The sequence below is a fragment of the Pseudomonas sp. GW822-FHT05A08 genome (assembly GCF_058800485.1).
In genome coordinates this window covers 5,416,854-5,433,613 of the sequence record NZ_CM179511.1, presented here as the reverse complement: position 1 = coordinate 5,433,613, position 16,760 = coordinate 5,416,854, and the positions used below count along the sequence as shown (strand labels likewise).

The window sequence follows — 16,760 nt, the reverse complement described above, 5'->3', positions numbered from 1 at the left end:
ACATTATGGCGCACCAGGGCGTTTGCAGTCCTCAGGTAAAACTAGACACCATCCTCTACTTTTGCAGAGAATACGCGCCATGGATCAGCGCCCTCCGCTGTCCCACCTGACTCGAAGACCATGACACTCTCTCCCAACTGGATCATCTGCGAGCATTGCGATTCGCTGTACGAATCCGTGCCGCTTGCAAAAGGCCAGACCTCCCAGTGCTCGCGCTGCGGGGCGGTGCTGGAGCGCGCCCGGCACCTGAACGTGCAGCAACTGCTGGCCCTGTCGATCACTGCGGCGCTGCTGTTCGTGTTCGCCAACGCCTTTCCGGTGATCGGCATCAGCCTCGAAGGCCTGAGCAACGAAGCCACCCTCTGGCAGTCGGTCGAGGCCCTGGCCCAGGGCCGCATCAGTCTGATCGCCGCCGTCACCGGCCTGGCCATCATCCTTGCCCCCGGCCTGCAGATTGCCCTGCTGTGCTGGGTGCTGGGCTTTGCCAACATCGGGCGCGCGGCGCCGGGCTTCAAGGCCTGCATGCGGGCCCTGGAACACCTGCGGCCGTGGAGCATGCTGGAGGTGTGCCTGCTGGGCATCCTGGTGGCCATCGTCAAGCTGGCCGGCATGCTCGACGTGCACCCGGGCCTGGGGCTGTGGTCGTTGGCGATGCTGACGGTGCTGATCATCCTGATTTCCGGCAAGGGCATCCGCCGCCTCTGGGACGACCTGGAGGGCCGCTACTGATGAACCAGCCTCCCTACGCCCGCGACCTGGGCCTGATGCTGTGCCACACCTGCGGCCAGACCTGCCCCCAGGACGTTCACTACTGCCCGCGCTGCGAGGCTGTGGTGCATGCGCGCAAACCCAACAGCCTGAGCCGTACCTGGGCCTTTCTCGTGGCCAGCCTGATTCTCTACATCCCGGCCAACGTGCTGCCGGTGATGTATACCCAGATCTTCGGCAGCGGCAGCGAAAACACCATTCTCAGCGGCGTGCTGGAGTTCTGGCAGCACGGCTCCTGGGACATTGCCCTGTTGATCTTCATCGCCAGCGTGGTGGTGCCGTGCAGCAAGTTCCTGGTCCTGGGGATGCTGCTGATCACCTGCCAGCGCCGCAGCCATTGGGCGATGCGCGAGCGCGCCAAGCTGTACCGCTTTATCGAGGTGATCGGCTACTGGTCGATGCTCGACGTGCTGGTGGTCGCCCTGGTGGCGGCGCTGGTGCAATTCCACGCCCTGAGCTCGATCGAGCCGCGCATGGGCATCCTGTTTTTTGGTTTGGTCGTGGTCCTGACGATGTTCGCGGCCATGAGTTTCGATCCCCGGCTTATCTGGGATGTAGAGGTTGAAGATGTCTGATCATCCAGGTTCCAACGCTTCAAGCGCGCCAGCGAGGCCGGGTACCCCCGCGGTCAGGACGCGCCGGTTCAATATCTCGCTGGTGTGGATCGTGCCCATAGTCGCGGCCCTCGTCGGCCTGTCGATGCTGGTGCACAAGTCGCTGTCGGCCGGGCCCGAGATCTCCATCAGCTTCCAGACCGCCGAAGGCCTGGAAGCCAACAAGACCCAGGTCAAATACAAGAACGTGGTGATCGGCAAGGTCACCTCCATCGCTTTGAGCAAGAACCGCAGCAAGGTGATCGCCAAGGTCGAGCTGGACCAGTCGGCGGAGTCCTTCACCGCCGCCGACTCGATGTTCTGGGTGGTGCGCCCGCGCATTGGCGCGGGCGGTGTGTCCGGGGTCGACACCCTGCTGTCGGGGGCCTTTATCGGCGCCGACGCCGGCCAGGAAGAAAAACGCAAGAAGAGCTTCGTCGGCCTGGAAACGCCGCCCCCGGTGACTTACGGGCAAAAGGGCAAACGCTTCACCCTGCGCACCGATGACCTGGGCTCGCTGGACGTCGGTTCGCCGGTCTATTACCGGCGCATCGAGGTGGGCCAGGTGATTTCCTACAAACTGTCGGAAAACGGCAAGGGCGTGGACGTGCGGATCTTCGTCAACGCGCCCAACGACCAGTACGTCACCACCGACTCGCGTTTCTGGAACGCCAGCGGCGTGGACGTGACCCTGGGCGCCAACGGCCTGAAGGTCAACACCGAATCCATGTCGTCGATCCTCGCCGGCGGCATCGCCTTCGTCGAACCCAAGTACAGCCCCAACGCCAAGCCGGCCGAGGAAAACGCCAGCTACCAGCTGTTCGCCGACCAGGACACCGCGCTGGCGCCGCCCGATGGCGACCCGTACTACATGCGCATGCGTTTCGACCAGACCCTGCGCGGGCTGGCGCTCAATGCGCCGGTGGAGTTCCTGGGGGTGAACATCGGCCGGGTGGTGTCGATGGACCTGGATTACGACGAGCAGAAAAAGACCTTCTCCACCGTGGTCGGCGTGGTGATCTACCCGGCACGCCTGGGCAAGGTCCATCAGCAACTGGAGAAGCTCAGCGGCGCCGACGAAAGTCGCGCGGGCTACCTGATCAGTACCTTTGTCCAGCACGGCCTGCGGGCCCAGGCGCGCAGCGGCAACCTGCTGACCGGCCAGTTGCTTATCTCCCTGGACTTCATCCCCAACGCCAAGCCGGTGCCTTTCGATGCGACCGCGCGGCCGCTGGAAATTCCTACCGTGCCGGGCGGCCTCGACAAGCTGCAAGAGCAGTTGCAGCGGGTGGTGGAGAAGATCAGCAAATTGCCGATCGATACCATCGCCAACAACCTCAACGGCAGCCTGACCGAGATGCAGAAGACCTTGCAGAACGTCAACGGCAAGGTATTGCCGGAGATGCGCGACACCCTGGAACAGACCAAGAAAACCCTGACCACGGCCAACGACAGCTTCGCCGAGGACTCGCCGCAGCGGCTGCAACTGGGCCAGGCGATGGACGAAGTGCAGCGCACCGCCCGTTCGGTGCGGGTGCTCACCGACTTCCTCAGTCGTCATCCCGAAGCACTGATCCGTGGGCGGCTCAAGGACAATCAGCCGGACGCCTACAAATCCTCGACCTCGTCTTCTCGTGAGCCTGAATCGGAAGTCCAGCCATGAAAAAAACTCTAGTGTTGCTGATCGCGTCCCTGGGCCTGGCGGCCTGCAGCTCGGCGCCGACCCATTACTACACCCTGATGCCGCCGGCGCCCGAGCCGGCGGCGGCTGGTGGCACGGCGTCGGGCCTGCAGTTCGAGATGGCCGGGGTGCGCATTCCGATGCAGGTCGACCAGCCGCAAGTCGTGGTACGCCAGGACGGTGGCACCCTGGCGATCCTGGAAACCGCGCGCTGGAGCGCGCCGCTGGTGGACGAGTTCCACGACGCCCTGGCCAGCCAGATGGAGCAGCAATTGGGTACGCGCAACCTGGAAGGCCTGCCCAAGTCCGCGGGGCAGCCGATCCTGTCGTTGCAGACCGATGTGCGTCGCTTCGAATCGGTGCCAGGGCGTTATGCGCTGATCGACGTGGTGTGGAACCTGCGCCTGCGCGGCGATGGCGTCGAGCGTCGCAGCCTGACCTGCAGCAGCCGCATCAGCCAGCCGGCCAGCGTCGAGCTGTCGAGCCTGGTCCAGGCCCACCAGCGGGCTATCGACGAGCTGGCCAAGCGCATTGCCGGCACCGCCAAACGCTGGGCGCAAAACCCTGCCATGCGCTGTCCCTGACCCGGCTCTTGTAGCCGCTGCCGTAGGCTGCGATAAGGCCGCAGGCCTTCAGCGATCTTCAGTACGCAGCGGCCGTACCGGCCGATCGCAGCCTGCGGCAGCGGCTACAGGGGGCCGTATACCGAAGGGCAATCCGGCCCCCTGTAGGAGCGAGCTTGCTCGCGATGGCGTCAGCAGCCACACCGCCGATTCAGCCGAAGAGGCGTGTTCAGAACAATTGGGTGAACAGCCAGTACAGGCTGCCGGACAGCAGGATCGCCGCCGGCAGGGTCAGTACCCAGGCCATCAGCAGGTTGCGGATGGTCTGCATCTGCAGGCCGCCGCCGTTGGCGACCATGGTCCCGGCCACACCTGAAGACAATACGTGGGTGGTGGACACCGGCAGGCCGAACAGATCGGCGGCGCCGATGGTCAGCATCGCCACGGTTTCCGCCGAGGCACCCTGGGCGTAGGTCAGGTGGGTCTTGCCGATCTTCTCGCCGACGGTGACCACGATGCGTTTCCAGCCGACCATGGTGCCCAGGCCGAGGGCAATGGCCACGGCGATCTTCACCCACAGCGGAATGAAGCGCGTGGCGTTGTCGATCTGCTGCTTGAACAGTTGCAGCTTGCCCTGGGTGTCGGCGTCGAAGTCGCCGACCTGGTTCTTGTCCATCAGGCGGATGGTTTCGCTGCTCAGGTACATGTCGTTGCGCACGTTACCCATGGCTTCGGCCGGCACCTTGGCCAACGAGCCGTAGCCCTTCACTTCGTCACCGATATGACCGGTCAGGGCGGCCAGGGCCGGGACCAGCTGCGGCGTGGCTTCCTTGCTGCGCACATAGTCGGAAAGCACCGCGCGCGGGTCGGCGGGGGCCGGTTGCGGGGCGTTTTTCACCAGGGCTTGCTGGGTGACCTCGGCCACCGCGGCGAATTGCAGGGCCTGGTCGGCCGGCATGGTGCGATTCAGCGCGTAGGCCATGGGCAGGGTGCCGACCAGGATCAGCATGATCAGGCCCATGCCTTTCTGGCCGTCGTTGGAGCCGTGGGCGAAGGACACGCCGGTGCAGGTGACGATCAGCATGCCGCGAATCCACCACGGCGGCGGGGTGTTGCCCTTGGGCGCCTTGTACAGCGCGCGGTTCTTGACGAACAGGCGCAGGGCCAGGAGCAGCAGGGCGGCGAAGGCGAAGCCGATCAGCGGCGAGAACAGCAGGGCGTAGCCGACCTTGGTGGCCTGGCTCCAGTCCACGCCGCTGGTGCCGTCGCGGCCGTGCATCAGGGCGTTGGCCACGCCGACGCCGATGATCGAGCCGATCAGGGTGTGGGACGACGAGGCTGGCAGGCCCAGCCACCAGGTGCCGAGGTTCCACAGGATGGCGGCGATCAGCAGGGCGAAGATCATGGCGAAGCCGGCCGACGAGCCGACCTGCAGGATCAGCTCCACCGGCAGCAGGGCGATGATGCCGAAGGCCACCGCGCCGCTGGACAGCAGCACGCCGAGGAAATTGAAGAAGCCCGACCAGACCACCGCGAAATGTGGCGGCAACGAGTGGGTGTAGATCACCGTGGCCACGGCGTTGGCGGTGTCGTGGAAACCGTTGACGAACTCGAAGCCCAGGGCGATCAGCAGCGCCACGCCGAGGAGCAGGAACGGGGTCCAGGTGGTGACCGTGGTGCCCAGCTCGTGCACGTCGTGCATCAGGCTGTAGGCAGTGAACAACAGGCCCATGGCGAGGACCGCGAAGAACACCACCAGGGTGAAGGGGCTGGCTTTTTTATCCAGCTGCGGTCTGGCTTCGAGGGCGGGGGAAGGGGAGGCGGCGGTCAGGGAAGGGGTGGCCATTGCCGGACAATCCTGTGGCAGGGAGGAGTGTCGCCCATGATCGTTGCCAAATATTACAGAGAGGCTGCCTCAGGTCAGTGTTTGGGTGAATCCTTTAACCACTGGTCGTAGGAGCGAGGCTTGCCCGCGATGAGGTCATGACAAACGCTACCGGGCCAGGCTCCTGACACGGTTGGGTAATCACCGGCGCCATCGCGGGCAAGCCTCGCTCCTACGACATGCGGCGGCCTACATATCCTGGCGCTTGCGAAACGCCCAGCGGCCGGCGATGACGGTGAAGGTGGCGACCAGCGCGACGAGGATCCAGAAGCCCTCCGGGTCCTCGGAGAAGGGAATGCCGCCGACGTTCATGCCGAAGAAGCCGGCGATGATGTTGATCGGCAGCGCCAGAACCGTGACCACGGTCAGGGTGAACAGGGTGCGGTTGGTCTGTTCGTTGATATTGGCGGCGATCTCTTCCTGCAGCAGCTTGATCCGCTCGCCGAGGGCGGTGAGGTCGTTGATGATCAGGGCGAACTCCTCGGTGGACTTGCGCAGCTCCTTGACGTCCTCCTTCTGCAGCCATTGCGGCGGCCGGTTGAGCAGTCGCAGCAGCGAGCCCGGCTCCAGCGCCAGCAGGCGTTGCAGGCGCACCAGCACCCGGCGCATGGCCCCCAGCTCGGCACGGTTGGTGGCGATCCGCGCGGCCAGCAACTGGTCTTCGATCTGGTCGACGTTGAGGCTGGTCTTGCGCACGATCTGGGTCAGCACTTCGCCCTGGTCGCGCAGCAGGTGCACCAGCAGTTCCAGGGGCGAGCGGAAACGTTCGCCGGCCTTGACCGAGGAGCGCAGCTTGTCCACCGAATGCAAGGGTTGCAGGCGCGCGCTGACGATCAGCCGGCTGCGCACGCAGACCCACAGGGTGGAGATGTCCGAGGAAACCATGCTGCCGAAGTTGAACACCACGTCGTTGACCACCGCCAGCAGGGCCGAGTCCACATGCTCGATACGGGTCGAGCGCGAGCCTTCGTGCAAGGCTTCGAAGAATTCCTCGGGCAGGGCCAGGTGAGTCTGCATCCAGCGTTCGCAGGCGGCATGGGCCAGGTTCAGGTGCAGCCAGAGAAACGCCTCGCCATCGTCCGGCTGTTGCAGGGCTTGCAGGGCCTTGGCCGAATCCAGTTCGCGACCCCGCTCGCCGGGGCGGAACGCAAAGCCGTAGAGCAGGCCGAACAGATCCGAATCGCGATGGGCATGGTCGAGGCTGTGGTTCATGGAGGCTCGCAGGAGGGAAGGCACCTGTAGGCGGTTTTACAGGTTCACTTGAACCCGATCATCGCAAGGCTCCATGACTATTTTGTGACGATTCGAAGTGCAATATTCGGCGGTTATAACCGGCTGTCGGAGGCGCTCAAGAATGCCTCTTTCAGGCCGATCACGCCTGCGACGACTGCGCGATCGGCTTGCCCCGGTTTGCCTGACAGGGATGTTCGCACGCTACCCATGCCCGCCTCGGGCGTGCTCTATCCCTGTTGAGAGATCTCATTCGATGTCCTTGCAAAAATCCCTGAGAGCGCAAGTTCTGGCTTTGTTGAGCGGCAGCCTGCTGGCGGTGCTGTTGATCGCGCTGGCGTGTTTTCACTTCCTGTCCAACGGCGTGCAAAGTTATCGCGAACTGATCGAGGGGCCGTTGCGCACCTCGCAGTTGATCGATGAAGCCAACCTGCAATTCAAGGTCCAGGTGCAGGAATGGAAAAACGTGTTGCTGCGTGGCAAGCAGAGCGCCGACCTGAGCAAATACTGGCAGCAGTTCGAGGATCGCCAGCGCGATGTGCAGGGCATTCTTGGCCAGCTGGCGGCCGAGCCCGGCATCGATGCGGCGCTCAAGGGCCGTATCGAGCGCTTGCGTGAAGAGCACCGGGTGCTGGGCACGGCGTACCAGAAAGGCCGCGATGCCTTTGTCGCCGCCGGTGCCGATCCGGCCGCCGGCGATGCCGCGGTCAAGGGCGTGGACCGCGCCACCAGCGAGCAGATGAGCGCACTGGTGAGCGAGCTGCGCAAGCAGGGCAGCGAGCGGTCGCGCGACATCAGCGCCGCCGCCCAGCGCACGGTGTGGATCGGCCTGCTGGTGATGCTGGCCTCGGGGGTGCTGATTGGCCTGCTGAGCCTGTGGCTGGTCAACCGCAGCCTGGTGGAACCGATCCGTCAGTTGATCGACTACGTGGCGCAACTCAGCCGTGGGCGGATTGCCGAGCGCGTGGCCAGCAGCCGTCAGGACGAGTTGGGCAAGCTGGCGGTGGCCGCCAATACCTTGCGGGATTTCCTCGCTGAAACCTTCAGCCGCCTGCAGCGCAGCGCCACCGACCTGGACAGCTCCAGCGGCGAGCTGAATGCGATTGCCACCCTGATGTCCCAGGGCACCAACGATCAGTTCAATCGCACCGACCAGGTCGCCACGGCGATGAACGAAATGTCCGCCACCGCCCAGGAAGTGGCGCGCCATGCGGCGGATGCGGCGCGCGCCGCCGATGACGCCGACCAATCGGCCCAGCAGGGCGAGCAGGTGATGCAGGGCACCATCCACACCATCACCCTGATGCGTGGCGAAATCGCCAACACCGCCGAGGTGATCCGCCGCCTGGAAGCCGACAGCGGGCGTATCGGCAAGGTGCTGGAGGTGATCCGCGGCATCGCCGAGCAGACCAACCTGCTGGCGCTCAATGCGGCCATCGAGGCGGCCCGGGCCGGCGAGGCCGGGCGTGGTTTCGCCGTGGTCGCCGACGAGGTACGCAGCCTGGCGCAGCGCACCGCGGCGTCGATCATCGAGATCAACCAGATTATCCAGAGCGTGCAGACCGGCGCGCTGGACGCCGCCCATGCGATCGAGAGTGGCCAGGCGCGCAGCGATGCCAGCGTCGAGCAGGTGACCCAGGCCGGCGCCATGCTGGAGCGGATCACCGAGGCGGTCGAGGCGATCCGCGACATGAACCGGCAGATCGCCACGGCGGCGGAAGAGCAGACCTCGGTGGCCGAGGACATCTCGCGCAACCTGACCGAGATCACCTCGATCGCCAGCACCAACCTGGATAACGTGCAGCGCACCGAGCGCGCCAGCCAGAACCTGCACGAGCTGTCGGGGCAGTTGAACGAGGTGACGGCACACCTGAGTGCCTGATGCGCCAGGGCATGAAAAAGCCGCGTGGCCTTTCGGCCGCGCGGCTTTTTTTGTCCTGAAGAATTACTTGTCTTGCTTGTTGCTCAGGACCTTGCCGGTCTTGGCATCCAGATCGACGTCCCACTCGACGCCCTTGGCGTCACGCAGTTCCACCTGGTAGACGTAGGCGCCGGCCGCGGTCTGCTCAAGCTCGGTGTCGGTGATGTTGGCGGCGGTGGTGCCTGGGTGTTCGGCCAGGGCCGCCTGGTTGAGTTTTTCCAGGTCCATGATGGTGCCGGCCTTGAGCAAGCCCGGGATCAGGTCCGGGCGCACGTCGGCCTGGGCCAGGCCAGCGGTCAGGGTCAGGGCGGTAGCGGCGAACAGGGCAGTCAACGTTTTCATAGGGTCTTTCCTTGGGGTGATTCGTTTAAGTGGGTTCAGGTTAGCCGGTACAACTTAATTCACCCTTAATTCAGCGCAAGCTTTGCGCCGTTTGTTCAATTGCCGTGGCCCTCGGGTCTTTCAAGCTGTGCTCTCGAACAGGAGAGGCAGTGATGAAAGCAATGATCAAAGGCTTGTACGGTCCCGCGTTTTTCGCCGGCTTCATCGGTGCTGGCGTGTGGGTGATGGGCTCGACGGGGCTGGCCCCGGGCTGGTTGCTGCTGGTGTTCGCCGGGGCGCTCGGGGTGTCCTTTGTCGCGGAATGGTGGTTGCCCTATGAGGTGGACTGGAACCGCCCGCGGCAGGATCGCCTGCGTGACGTGTTGCACGCGCTGGTCAATGAAAGCCTGAACGCCCTGGGGTTGCTGCTGTTGCCGGGGCTGGTGAGCCTGCTGGCGTTCGATGGCCTGTGGCCGCGCGGCTGGTCGCTGTGGGCGCAGTTGGCGCTGGCGATGGTCATCGCCGATTGCGGCCTGACCCTGGCGCATTACTTCAGCCATCGGCTGCCCTGGCTGTGGCGCCTGCATGCGGTGCATCACAGCGTGCAGCGCTTGTATGGCTTCAACGGCTTGATGAAGCACCCGCTGCATCAGTTGCTGGAAGCCAGCGCCGGACTATTGCCGCTGCTGTTCTTGGGAATCCCCTTGCCGGTGGCGCAACTGCTGGCGTTTGCCATTGCCATCCAGCTGCTGTTGCAGCACTCCAATGTCGACATGCGCCCCGGTCCCCTGGGCTGGGTGTTTGCCTGGGCGCCGATGCACCGCTTTCACCACATGAAGTACGGCACCGCCGGCAATGTGAATTTCGGCCTGTTCCTGAATGTCTGGGACTGGTTGCTGGGCACGGCGTTTTATTCCTCGGCCTACCCGATCCGCCAGGGCGACCTGGGCATCGGCAGCCAGCCGGATTATCCGCAGGCATATTGGCGACAGTTGCTGGCACCCTTCAGCAGGCAAACCGTGCATGAAGAACCGCCGGTGCCCTTGCCGTTGCGCCGTTGAGTCAGTCCAGCAGGCGCAACTCGATATGTTGCAGGGCCTGGCGCGCGGTGACGCCGAACAGGGTTTTCAGGGTGCGGGAGAAGTGCGCGGAGTCGGCAAACCCAGCGCCATGGGCGGCCTCGGTGATGGCCTGGCCCGCCAGCACCAGGCCCATCGCCAGGCGCAGGCGCCGCCACAGCACCAGGCGCCGCACCGGCAAGCCGAGCTGGCCGCTGAACAGCCGTTCCAGCTGGCTCAGGGACAGGTGCGCGTGGGCTGCCAGAGCACTGGCCGAGACCTTGCCTGCCAATTGTCGGTCGAGGGCGGCCAGGGCCTTTTCGATCCGTCGGTCCTGCAAGATACGGCGCGGGCAATGCCGCAGCGCCTCGGTCAGTGCCGGCAGCGTCAGCTCGACACCCAGCAGGCTGTCTTGCAGAGCCTGGGCGTCAATCGTCAGCGGTTCGGCGTAGAGGGTGAACAGGGTCCCGGGTGCGTCGAGGATGGCATGCCGTTGCATGGCCGGGATAAACACCTGTCGGGCGGTACAGGGCAGGCCGTCGAGGCTGACGGTGACCGGTGCGGCGGGGGCGAGGATCAGTTGATGGGCGTAGTGGGCGTGGGGCGCGGTACGCCCCAGCTCGCCCTGGATCAGTCCGTAGTCACGCCCGAGCCACAGCTGGCCTGTCCACTCGGGCGTGCGCACGGCGACGGGCTCAGTAGCCGTTGGCCTCGAGCAACTGGCTGACGCTGCCGCTGGCCGGGCGCTTGACGTACTTGAGCAGCTCCGCGGCGCGGTTGGTGAAGATGCCGTCGACACCGGAGTCCAGGACCTTCTTGAAGTCCACCGGCTCGTCGATGGTGTAGACGTGCACCAGCAGACCTTGGTCGTGGGTGAACTGGTTCATCCAGGGTTGCACCAGGTCGAAGTAGCTCTGGTCGCCGCCATTGGTCAGTGCCGCCGACGGGCCGGTGCCGATGGCGCCCTGGGCCTTGGCGTAGCTGACCCACTGCTCGAACTCGGCCTTGTCCTTGGGCTCCTGCTTGGCGTAGTAGGCCGCCTTGTCCTTCTCGCCGCTGTTGGCGAAGGTCACGTCGGACTTGGGCTGCATGCCGCCTTCACCGATCCACAGCAGGAGGATCTTCGGCACTTTCGGCATTTCTTTCTGCAGCAGTTCCAGGCTGCTCTTCTCGAAGGTCTGCAACACCACCTTGCCTTTGCCCTGGCCTACCGCCAGGTCGCTTTTCGCCAGCTTGGAGCCGGCCGGGCTGAGCCAGCCGCGGTCCTGGAGTTTTTCCTTGAGGTCGTGCTCGATGCCGGGGAACTGCTGGGGCTCCTTGGTCTCGATGTACAGGCCGGGCTTGTGATGCGGGTTGCTCTGGGCGATGTCGATGATTTCGTCGAGGGTCAGGATCTTCAGGCCGACGTAGCTCGCACGGGCACGGCCGGGATAGGCCTGGTTGAACCAGCTGCCGGCGTCGAGGGTTTTCAGCTCGGCCATGGTGAAGGCGTTGGCCGGGCTGTCCTTGCGCTCGGGAAACTTGCTGGCGACGTCGGTGGTGCGCTGCAGGTTGTTGTCGTGCAGGGCGAACAGCACGCCGTCCTTGCTGCGTTGCAGGTCCATTTCCAGGTAGTCGGCGCCCAGGTCGCGGGCCAGTTTGTAGGCGGCGGCGGTGGACTCCGGTGCATCGAAGGACGCGCCCCGGTGAGCGATCACCGCAGGGTGTGGAATGCCTTGGCTGACAGCCAGTGCGGTGGGGTTTGGGCTGGCGGCCTGTGCCTGGCCCAGGCCAAGCATCAGGCTCAGCATCAGGGCGCTTTTGGTGAAGGTGGCAGGCATGGTCGAGGTCCTTTCGTGGAGGGCGATTTTCAAAGGACTACCTTTTAACAATTGAATGGCCGTTGTGCTATCGCGAAACCGACATAAATCTGCAGGTGCGGCAAATTTTCCGACGCTTTTGCGGGGTGCTTTGCAGTACGCTTGCGCCCTGAAGTTTCCCCGTCAGAGGGAAGCGCGAAAACATTTCCACCCTTGCCTGGCGTGTAAACCATCGATCACCTGTCCTTCGGGACACTCAGTGAGGTTTACCATGCGCATCACATCCGAACTCATCTGCCAGGCCGCCGACCAGCTCAAGGGTTTTGTCGGTTTCAACCGCAAGAGCGGCCAGCACATCGTGCGCTTCAGCGAAGACTCCTTCGGCATGGACGTCGCCGACGACGCCATCACTCCCGCCAGCGAATTCGTCTGGGCCAGCGCCGAGGGCCAGGTCATGGTGCTCAAGCGCGAGCTGATCCAGTTGCTGCTGGAACAGAACATCGATGACCGCATCAACATCAGCGAACCCTTGCGCGTGTACATGCGCCGCACCGACCTGCCGGAGATTTCGGCGGTGCGCAATCTGCTGCCGGCGGCGCAATAACCGGGATGCGCGGTGGCCGGGCTGGCGCTATCGCGAGCAAGCTCGCTCCCACAGGGGGCGGTTTCTGTAGGAGCGAGCTTGCTCGCGATCAGGTCTCAGCGTTCGAACAGGTAGGCGCGTTCGACCTTGCACACCCGGGTGTGACAGGCCGCGTACCAGTCGCTGCGCCCGCGTTCGCGGGCGATGCGGTGTTCGGCCTGCTGCTTCCAGGCGAGGATCGAGGCCTGGTCCCGCCAATAGGAGACCGTGATGCCGAAGCCCTCCTCGTTACGCGCGAACTCCATGCCGAGAAACCCCGGTTGCTGTCGCGCCAGTTCGACCATGCGTTCGGCGATCTGCTCGTAGGCCGGGTCTGGTTCGCGGCGCTGGGCGCTGAAAATCACCGCGTAATAGGGCGCCTCGGGGGTATGGGCGATCATGCGTGACGCTCCAGGCAAGCGGCGAGCAGGGCGCTGACCAGGGGCGGCACGACGCCTTTGAGCGCTGCCCGTTCCGGCTGGAACAGGGTGGCGACAAAAAACCGCTGGTCGCGCAGTTCCACTGCCCGCAGATCGCCGGCCGAGTCGTAGCCGCTGGGGCGCAGGTCGTGCTCGAGCAATTGCGCCGCGAACTGCGGATTGACCTCGTAGCGACAGCGATAACCTTCGCTGATCTGGTGCTCGCCATAGGCTTCGGCGATGCGGCTGCCTGCGCACAGGTGAATGCTGTCGGTGGCTTCCACCAGGGCGCAGGTCAGCGGCGTGAGCAAGGCGCGCTCGGCCTCGGGATGGGTTTCGCCGTGTTCGGCATCGGCCCAGCCCAGCACGTTGCGCGCGTACTCCAGCACCGCGTGCTGAAAACCGCCGCAGGTGCCGAGGAAGGGGCGGTGCTGCTCGCGGGCAAAGCGGATCGCCCGCAAGGCGCCGTCCATCGAGCGGTAGGGGCTGGCGGGCACACACCAGATGCCGTCGACCGCTTGCAGTGGCGCGTCGCTGGTCAGGCTGTCGGTGGCCAGCCAGCGGTAGTGCACCTTGAGGCCGGTTTCCTCGGCGGCCATTTCCAGGGCCAGGGGAATGGCCTGGTGCGCGGTGACCTGAGGGTCGTAGTCGCCCACCAGGGCGATGTGCAGGATGGGCGGACGTGCGATGTGCGGCATGGACTTCTCCCAGTAGGGCCAACGCTTGTCGGTTGCTGGCCGTCACTATAGATTGGCGTTCACGCATTCAATATTGGCGTTTATCCAAGTGATCAATGCAGCCACGCACTATCGTCTCGACTACCCCGACCTGTCGCTGATCCTCGCCCTGGTGCGCGGTGGCTCCCTGGCCCGAGCGGCGGCGTTGTTGAAAGTCGATGTGTCCACGGTGTTCCGTGCGGTGCGTCGCCTCGAGGCCGCGCTGGGCCAGCAGCTGTTCGACAAGAGCCGCGCCGGCTACCTGCCCACCGGCCTGGCCCGCACCCTGGCCGAGCAGGCCGAACGCGCGGAACAGGCACTGGACGCGGCACAGATCGGGGTGGAGCAGGGCGGCGCGGTGGTCAGCGGCACGGTGCGCCTGACTTGTACCGATTCGGTGCTGCAGGGCCTGTTGTTGCCGGCGCTGGCTCACTTCATGCCGCGCTATCCGGCACTGGCCCTGGAGCTCAGCACCTCGAATGATTTCGCCAACCTCAGCCGGCGCGACGCCGACCTGGCCCTGCGCCTGACACGCACGCCGCCGGAGCACCTGGTGGGCCGGCAGTTGCGGGCGGTGTCTTACCGGGTCTGTGCCAGCCCGAGCTATCGGCAGTCGGTCGGGGCGACGGATCTGGCCGGACTGACCTGGATCGCCCCGGACGATTTCCTCCCGGACCACGCCACAGTGGCCTGGCGTCGGCAGGCATTGCCCGGCGTGGTGCCGGGCTATCGCTGCAACAGCATGCTGGCGGTCAGCGAACTGGTGAAGGCCGGGCTGGGGGTGGCGGTGTTGCCGGATTTCCTGCTCGACGACACCACCGCCCTGCAATCCCTGAGCGACCCGCTGCTGGGGTGCGACACCGCGCTCTGGTTGCTGACCCGGGCCGACTGCCGGGCGCTGCGCGCGGTGGTGACGCTGTTCGACGAATTGAGCCAGCGTCTGCGCGCGCCGCAGTGAGTCATGCCTGGGGCGGGTCCTTGTGCAGGACGTGCCGGTGCATTTCCGAGGTCAGGCCCTCGATGCGTTCGCTCAGCTGTTTGGTCATCTCGGTCAGGCGGGTGTTCTGCTCCAGCAGTTCGAGCAGTTGCGCGCTGTGTTGCGCGGCTTGCGCCTGACGTTCGCTGTTGGCGATAGCGATGGCTTCGCGGTGCTGGGCATCGGCGTCGGTCTGGGCTTTGTCGCGCGCGGCCTGGCGAGTCTGGGCCAGCAGGATCAGTGGCGCGGCATAGGCCGCTTGCAGACTGAAAGCCAGGTTGAGAAGGATGAAGGGGTAGACGTCGAAGTGCGTCACCCCGCTCAGGTTGAGCCCGATCCAGATCAGTACGATCAGGGTTTGCGCGCCGAGAAAGGTCGGGGTGCCGAAAAAGCGGGCGAAGGCTTCGGCCTTCAGGGCAAAGCGGTCGGTGCCGAAGGTCGGGGCCAGATGGGCGTGGGGGCGGTGGAAACGCAGGTGGTCGACAGGGGCGGCTGAGGCTGTTTCGGATGGAGTCGGGTTCATGGCGGGCTCGGGGCGATGGGACTGCCGGTCACTATAGAGCCCTGTCGGCGTCGACGCCTTCCCTGGCATCGATTCAGAAACGCCGGTTCAGAACGCTGCACGTTCGTTGGCGAACATGCTCACGGCCTGTACCGCTTCGCTGGTACCGTCACGAATCTGCAGGATCACCGTGCCGGCCTGATCCGCCAGGTCGACGCCCTTGGCCGCCCGATCCCGGGTGCCGTCCATGCTCTTGATGGCTTGCTGGGTTTCGGTCTGGATCATGTCGATCATCTCGGAGATTTCCGCAGTCGAACCGCTGGTACGGGCGGCCAGTTGCCGAACCTCGTCGGCGACCACGGCAAAGCCGCGGCCCTGGTCGCCGGCACGCGCGGCTTCGATCGCGGCATTGAGCGCCAGCAGGTTGGTCTGCTCGGCGATCGCGCGGATGGTGTTGACGATGGCGGTGATCTGCTCGGAACGCTCGCCGAGCTTGGCGATCAGGGTCGAGGAGTCTTCGATGTTGGCCGCGATCTGACGCATTTCGCTGGCCGCCTGCTGGATCACCGAGGTGCCCTGTTCGGCAACTTGCCGGGTTTCTACCGAGATGTGGTAGGCCTGGGTCGCGCTCTGGGCGTCCTGGGCGTGTTTCTCCACCCTCGCGGTCACGTCGGAAGCGAACTTCACCACCTTGCACAGGCGCCCGGCGGCGTCGTACACCGGGTTGTAGTTGGCCTCCAGCCATACCGATTGGCCACGTTTGTCGACGCGCTCGAACTGCCCGCTGAAGAACTCGCCCTGGTTGAGGCGCCGCCAGAAGTCCTGGTAGGCATTGCTGTTGGCCAGCTCGGGTTTGCAGAAGATCCGGTGATGCTTGCCCTTGAGTTCGGCAAGGCTGTAGCCGAGGCGATCGAGGAAGTTCTGGTTGGCGGTGATGACGCTGCCGTCGAGGTTGAACTCGATCACCGCCATGGCGCGGTCGATGGCGTGCAGCTTGCCCCTGGACTCGCTTTCCTGCTGGATTTTCTCGGTGACGTCGAGGGCGTACTTGACCACCTTGAAGACCTTGCCGTCGGCATCCCTGATCGGGTTGTAGCTGGCCTCCAGCCATACCGGCTGGCCTTGGGCATTGACGCGCTCGAAGGTCCCCGATTGGAACTGGCCGTTTTTCAGGCGCGTCCAGAGCTCGCGGTATTGATTGCCGCGGGCGAATTCGGCATTGCAGAACTGCCGATGGGGGTGGCCGATGACCTGCTCCGCGCGATAGCCCATGGTCTTGAGGAAGTTGTCGTTGGCCCGCAGGACCGTGCCCTCCAGGTCGAACTCGATCACTGCCATCGAACGGTCGATGGCCTCGAGCAGGCTGGCTTGCTGGGCGATGGTGTGGTGCAAGGCGTCGATGGTTTTGTTGTGGCGGTTGAATAGCATGATGGCTGGTGCTCAGTGGGAAAAACCTGGAGTCAGTCCCTGTTGTCTGCGCCTGCATGCCGATAGCCCCGGGGCCTCGGCCTTGTCTGCTCAATGCCAGCATTCCATGACTGGCAGATAACCCTTGGAAGGGCACGACCCTGTCCGGAGCGTACCCTTGCTCAACGTCTGAGGTGAGACGCTGGGCCTGCGAGTCAATTTAGGGAGGTTATGTTGCACGGTCGAGAATGGCCGGCTCGGCTTTTTTGGGATAACCGCATAGCGGCATTATGCCGGCT

The 16,760-nt window shown here is 64.7% G+C and carries 17 protein-coding genes; 8 read left to right on the top strand and 9 right to left on the bottom strand.

From position 1 onward, the window contains the following. The first annotated feature begins 120 nt into the window (after nucleotides 1–120). From AC3RCP_RS24335 to AC3RCP_RS24320, 4 genes are read left to right on the top strand one after another with little or no spacing between them, the layout of a single operon-like run. Complete coding sequence (locus AC3RCP_RS24335; RefSeq protein ID WP_007925154.1) at nucleotides 121–729, top strand: paraquat-inducible protein A; 609 nt, start codon at nucleotides 121–123, stop codon at nucleotides 727–729. After that, nucleotides 729–1,343, top strand: coding sequence for a paraquat-inducible protein A (locus AC3RCP_RS24330; protein ID WP_053262326.1), 615 nt, complete (start codon nucleotides 729–731; stop codon nucleotides 1,341–1,343). The genes AC3RCP_RS24335 and AC3RCP_RS24330 overlap by 1 nt, the downstream gene beginning before the upstream one ends. After that, complete coding sequence (locus tag AC3RCP_RS24325) at nucleotides 1,336–3,024, top strand: PqiB family protein (protein ID WP_101338841.1); 1,689 nt, start codon at nucleotides 1,336–1,338, stop codon at nucleotides 3,022–3,024. Before AC3RCP_RS24330 ends, AC3RCP_RS24325 begins: the two co-directional genes overlap by 8 nt. After that, a complete protein-coding gene (locus AC3RCP_RS24320; protein ID WP_101338840.1) occupies nucleotides 3,021–3,626 on the top strand; it encodes a PqiC family protein in 606 nt (201 codons plus the stop codon). Before AC3RCP_RS24325 ends, AC3RCP_RS24320 begins: the two co-directional genes overlap by 4 nt. Nucleotides 3,627–3,834: 208 nt before the next feature. Here the strand turns inward: AC3RCP_RS24320 and AC3RCP_RS24315 are convergent, their stop codons facing one another. Together AC3RCP_RS24315 and AC3RCP_RS24310 are read right to left on the bottom strand one after the other, a co-directional pair. After that, nucleotides 3,835–5,451 (bottom strand): inorganic phosphate transporter, encoded by a 1,617-nt coding sequence (locus AC3RCP_RS24315; RefSeq protein WP_101338839.1) that lies wholly within the window; start codon nucleotides 5,449–5,451, stop codon nucleotides 3,835–3,837. 228 nt (nucleotides 5,452–5,679) lie between these two features. Further along, a complete protein-coding gene (locus AC3RCP_RS24310; RefSeq protein WP_101338838.1) occupies nucleotides 5,680–6,702 on the bottom strand; it encodes a transporter in 1,023 nt (340 codons plus the stop codon). Between the two features lie 274 nt (nucleotides 6,703–6,976). On the opposite strand from AC3RCP_RS24310, the gene AC3RCP_RS24305 reads away from it, so the two are divergent. After that, nucleotides 6,977–8,602, top strand: coding sequence for a methyl-accepting chemotaxis protein (locus tag AC3RCP_RS24305; RefSeq protein WP_492570835.1), 1,626 nt, complete (start codon nucleotides 6,977–6,979; stop codon nucleotides 8,600–8,602). Nucleotides 8,603–8,665: 63 nt separating this feature from the next. On the opposite strand, the gene AC3RCP_RS24300 is transcribed toward AC3RCP_RS24305, so the two are convergent. Continuing rightward, complete coding sequence (locus tag AC3RCP_RS24300) at nucleotides 8,666–8,983, bottom strand: PepSY domain-containing protein (protein ID WP_007925169.1); 318 nt, start codon at nucleotides 8,981–8,983, stop codon at nucleotides 8,666–8,668. Between the two features lie 152 nt (nucleotides 8,984–9,135). Here AC3RCP_RS24300 and AC3RCP_RS24295 point away from each other — a divergent pair, with 152 nt between their 5' ends. Further along, entirely contained in the window at nucleotides 9,136–10,023 is an 888-nt protein-coding gene (locus AC3RCP_RS24295; protein WP_492570836.1) for a sterol desaturase family protein, read from the top strand. Nucleotide 10,024: 1 nt separating this feature from the next. Here AC3RCP_RS24295 and AC3RCP_RS24290 read toward each other — a convergent pair whose 3' ends face one another. Together AC3RCP_RS24290 and AC3RCP_RS24285 are read right to left on the bottom strand one after the other, a co-directional pair. Then, nucleotides 10,025–10,705 (bottom strand): helix-turn-helix domain-containing protein, encoded by a 681-nt coding sequence (locus AC3RCP_RS24290; RefSeq protein WP_150052608.1) that lies wholly within the window; start codon nucleotides 10,703–10,705, stop codon nucleotides 10,025–10,027. Nucleotides 10,706–10,715: 10 nt separating this feature from the next. Next, nucleotides 10,716–11,840, bottom strand: a complete 1,125-nt coding sequence (locus AC3RCP_RS24285) for a glycerophosphodiester phosphodiesterase (protein WP_492570837.1) — start codon at nucleotides 11,838–11,840, stop codon at nucleotides 10,716–10,718. Between the two features lie 250 nt (nucleotides 11,841–12,090). Between AC3RCP_RS24285 and AC3RCP_RS24280 the strand changes: the two genes are divergently transcribed. Next, complete coding sequence (locus AC3RCP_RS24280) at nucleotides 12,091–12,423, top strand: DUF2025 family protein (protein WP_007925175.1); 333 nt, start codon at nucleotides 12,091–12,093, stop codon at nucleotides 12,421–12,423. A gap of 95 nt (nucleotides 12,424–12,518) precedes the next feature. Here AC3RCP_RS24280 and AC3RCP_RS24275 read toward each other — a convergent pair whose 3' ends face one another. Beyond that, nucleotides 12,519–12,842: an antibiotic biosynthesis monooxygenase family protein gene (locus AC3RCP_RS24275; RefSeq protein WP_101338833.1), complete on the bottom strand. Its 324-nt coding sequence runs from the start codon at nucleotides 12,840–12,842 to the stop codon at nucleotides 12,519–12,521. Beyond that, entirely contained in the window at nucleotides 12,839–13,558 is a 720-nt protein-coding gene (locus AC3RCP_RS24270; protein WP_492570838.1) for a CTP synthase C-terminal region-related (seleno)protein, read from the bottom strand. The genes AC3RCP_RS24275 and AC3RCP_RS24270 overlap by 4 nt, the downstream gene beginning before the upstream one ends. An 82-nt stretch (nucleotides 13,559–13,640) precedes the next feature. Between AC3RCP_RS24270 and AC3RCP_RS24265 the strand changes: the two genes are divergently transcribed. Beyond that, the gene (locus tag AC3RCP_RS24265; RefSeq protein WP_492570868.1) at nucleotides 13,641–14,534 is read left to right on the top strand and encodes a LysR family transcriptional regulator; all 894 of its coding nucleotides are present in this window, start codon (nucleotides 13,641–13,643) and stop codon (nucleotides 14,532–14,534) included. A gap of 1 nt (nucleotide 14,535) precedes the next feature. Here the strand turns inward: AC3RCP_RS24265 and AC3RCP_RS24260 are convergent, their stop codons facing one another. Both AC3RCP_RS24260 and AC3RCP_RS24255 read right to left on the bottom strand, forming a co-directional pair. After that, nucleotides 14,536–15,075 (bottom strand): DUF1003 domain-containing protein, encoded by a 540-nt coding sequence (locus AC3RCP_RS24260; RefSeq protein ID WP_007925179.1) that lies wholly within the window; start codon nucleotides 15,073–15,075, stop codon nucleotides 14,536–14,538. A gap of 87 nt (nucleotides 15,076–15,162) precedes the next feature. After that, nucleotides 15,163–16,482, bottom strand: coding sequence for a methyl-accepting chemotaxis protein (locus AC3RCP_RS24255; RefSeq protein ID WP_492570839.1), 1,320 nt, complete (start codon nucleotides 16,480–16,482; stop codon nucleotides 15,163–15,165). Nucleotides 16,483–16,760 lie beyond the last annotated feature (278 nt).

Excerpts from the sequence above, each read along its gene's own strand:
- AC3RCP_RS24275 (WP_101338833.1), bottom strand. The coding sequence starts at position 12,842 with ATGATCGCCCATACCCCCGAGGCGCCCTATTACGCGGTGATTTTCAGC.
- AC3RCP_RS24295 (WP_492570836.1), top strand. The coding sequence starts at position 9,136 with ATGAAAGCAATGATCAAAGGCTTGTACGGTCCCGCGTTTTTCGCCGGC.
- AC3RCP_RS24260 (WP_007925179.1), bottom strand. The coding sequence starts at position 15,075 with ATGAACCCGACTCCATCCGAAACAGCCTCAGCCGCCCCTGTCGACCAC.
- AC3RCP_RS24270 (WP_492570838.1), bottom strand. The coding sequence starts at position 13,558 with ATGCCGCACATCGCACGTCCGCCCATCCTGCACATCGCCCTGGTGGGC.
- AC3RCP_RS24280 (WP_007925175.1), top strand. The coding sequence starts at position 12,091 with ATGCGCATCACATCCGAACTCATCTGCCAGGCCGCCGACCAGCTCAAG.
- AC3RCP_RS24310 (WP_101338838.1), bottom strand. The coding sequence starts at position 6,702 with ATGAACCACAGCCTCGACCATGCCCATCGCGATTCGGATCTGTTCGGC.
- AC3RCP_RS24255 (WP_492570839.1), bottom strand. The coding sequence starts at position 16,482 with ATGCTATTCAACCGCCACAACAAAACCATCGACGCCTTGCACCACACC.
- AC3RCP_RS24330 (WP_053262326.1), top strand. The coding sequence starts at position 729 with ATGAACCAGCCTCCCTACGCCCGCGACCTGGGCCTGATGCTGTGCCAC.
- AC3RCP_RS24335 (WP_007925154.1), top strand. The coding sequence starts at position 121 with ATGACACTCTCTCCCAACTGGATCATCTGCGAGCATTGCGATTCGCTG.
- AC3RCP_RS24285 (WP_492570837.1), bottom strand. The coding sequence starts at position 11,840 with ATGCCTGCCACCTTCACCAAAAGCGCCCTGATGCTGAGCCTGATGCTT.
- AC3RCP_RS24305 (WP_492570835.1), top strand. The coding sequence starts at position 6,977 with ATGTCCTTGCAAAAATCCCTGAGAGCGCAAGTTCTGGCTTTGTTGAGC.
- AC3RCP_RS24315 (WP_101338839.1), bottom strand. The coding sequence starts at position 5,451 with ATGGCCACCCCTTCCCTGACCGCCGCCTCCCCTTCCCCCGCCCTCGAA.
- AC3RCP_RS24325 (WP_101338841.1), top strand. The coding sequence starts at position 1,336 with ATGTCTGATCATCCAGGTTCCAACGCTTCAAGCGCGCCAGCGAGGCCG.
- AC3RCP_RS24300 (WP_007925169.1), bottom strand. The coding sequence starts at position 8,983 with ATGAAAACGTTGACTGCCCTGTTCGCCGCTACCGCCCTGACCCTGACC.
- AC3RCP_RS24320 (WP_101338840.1), top strand. The coding sequence starts at position 3,021 with ATGAAAAAAACTCTAGTGTTGCTGATCGCGTCCCTGGGCCTGGCGGCC.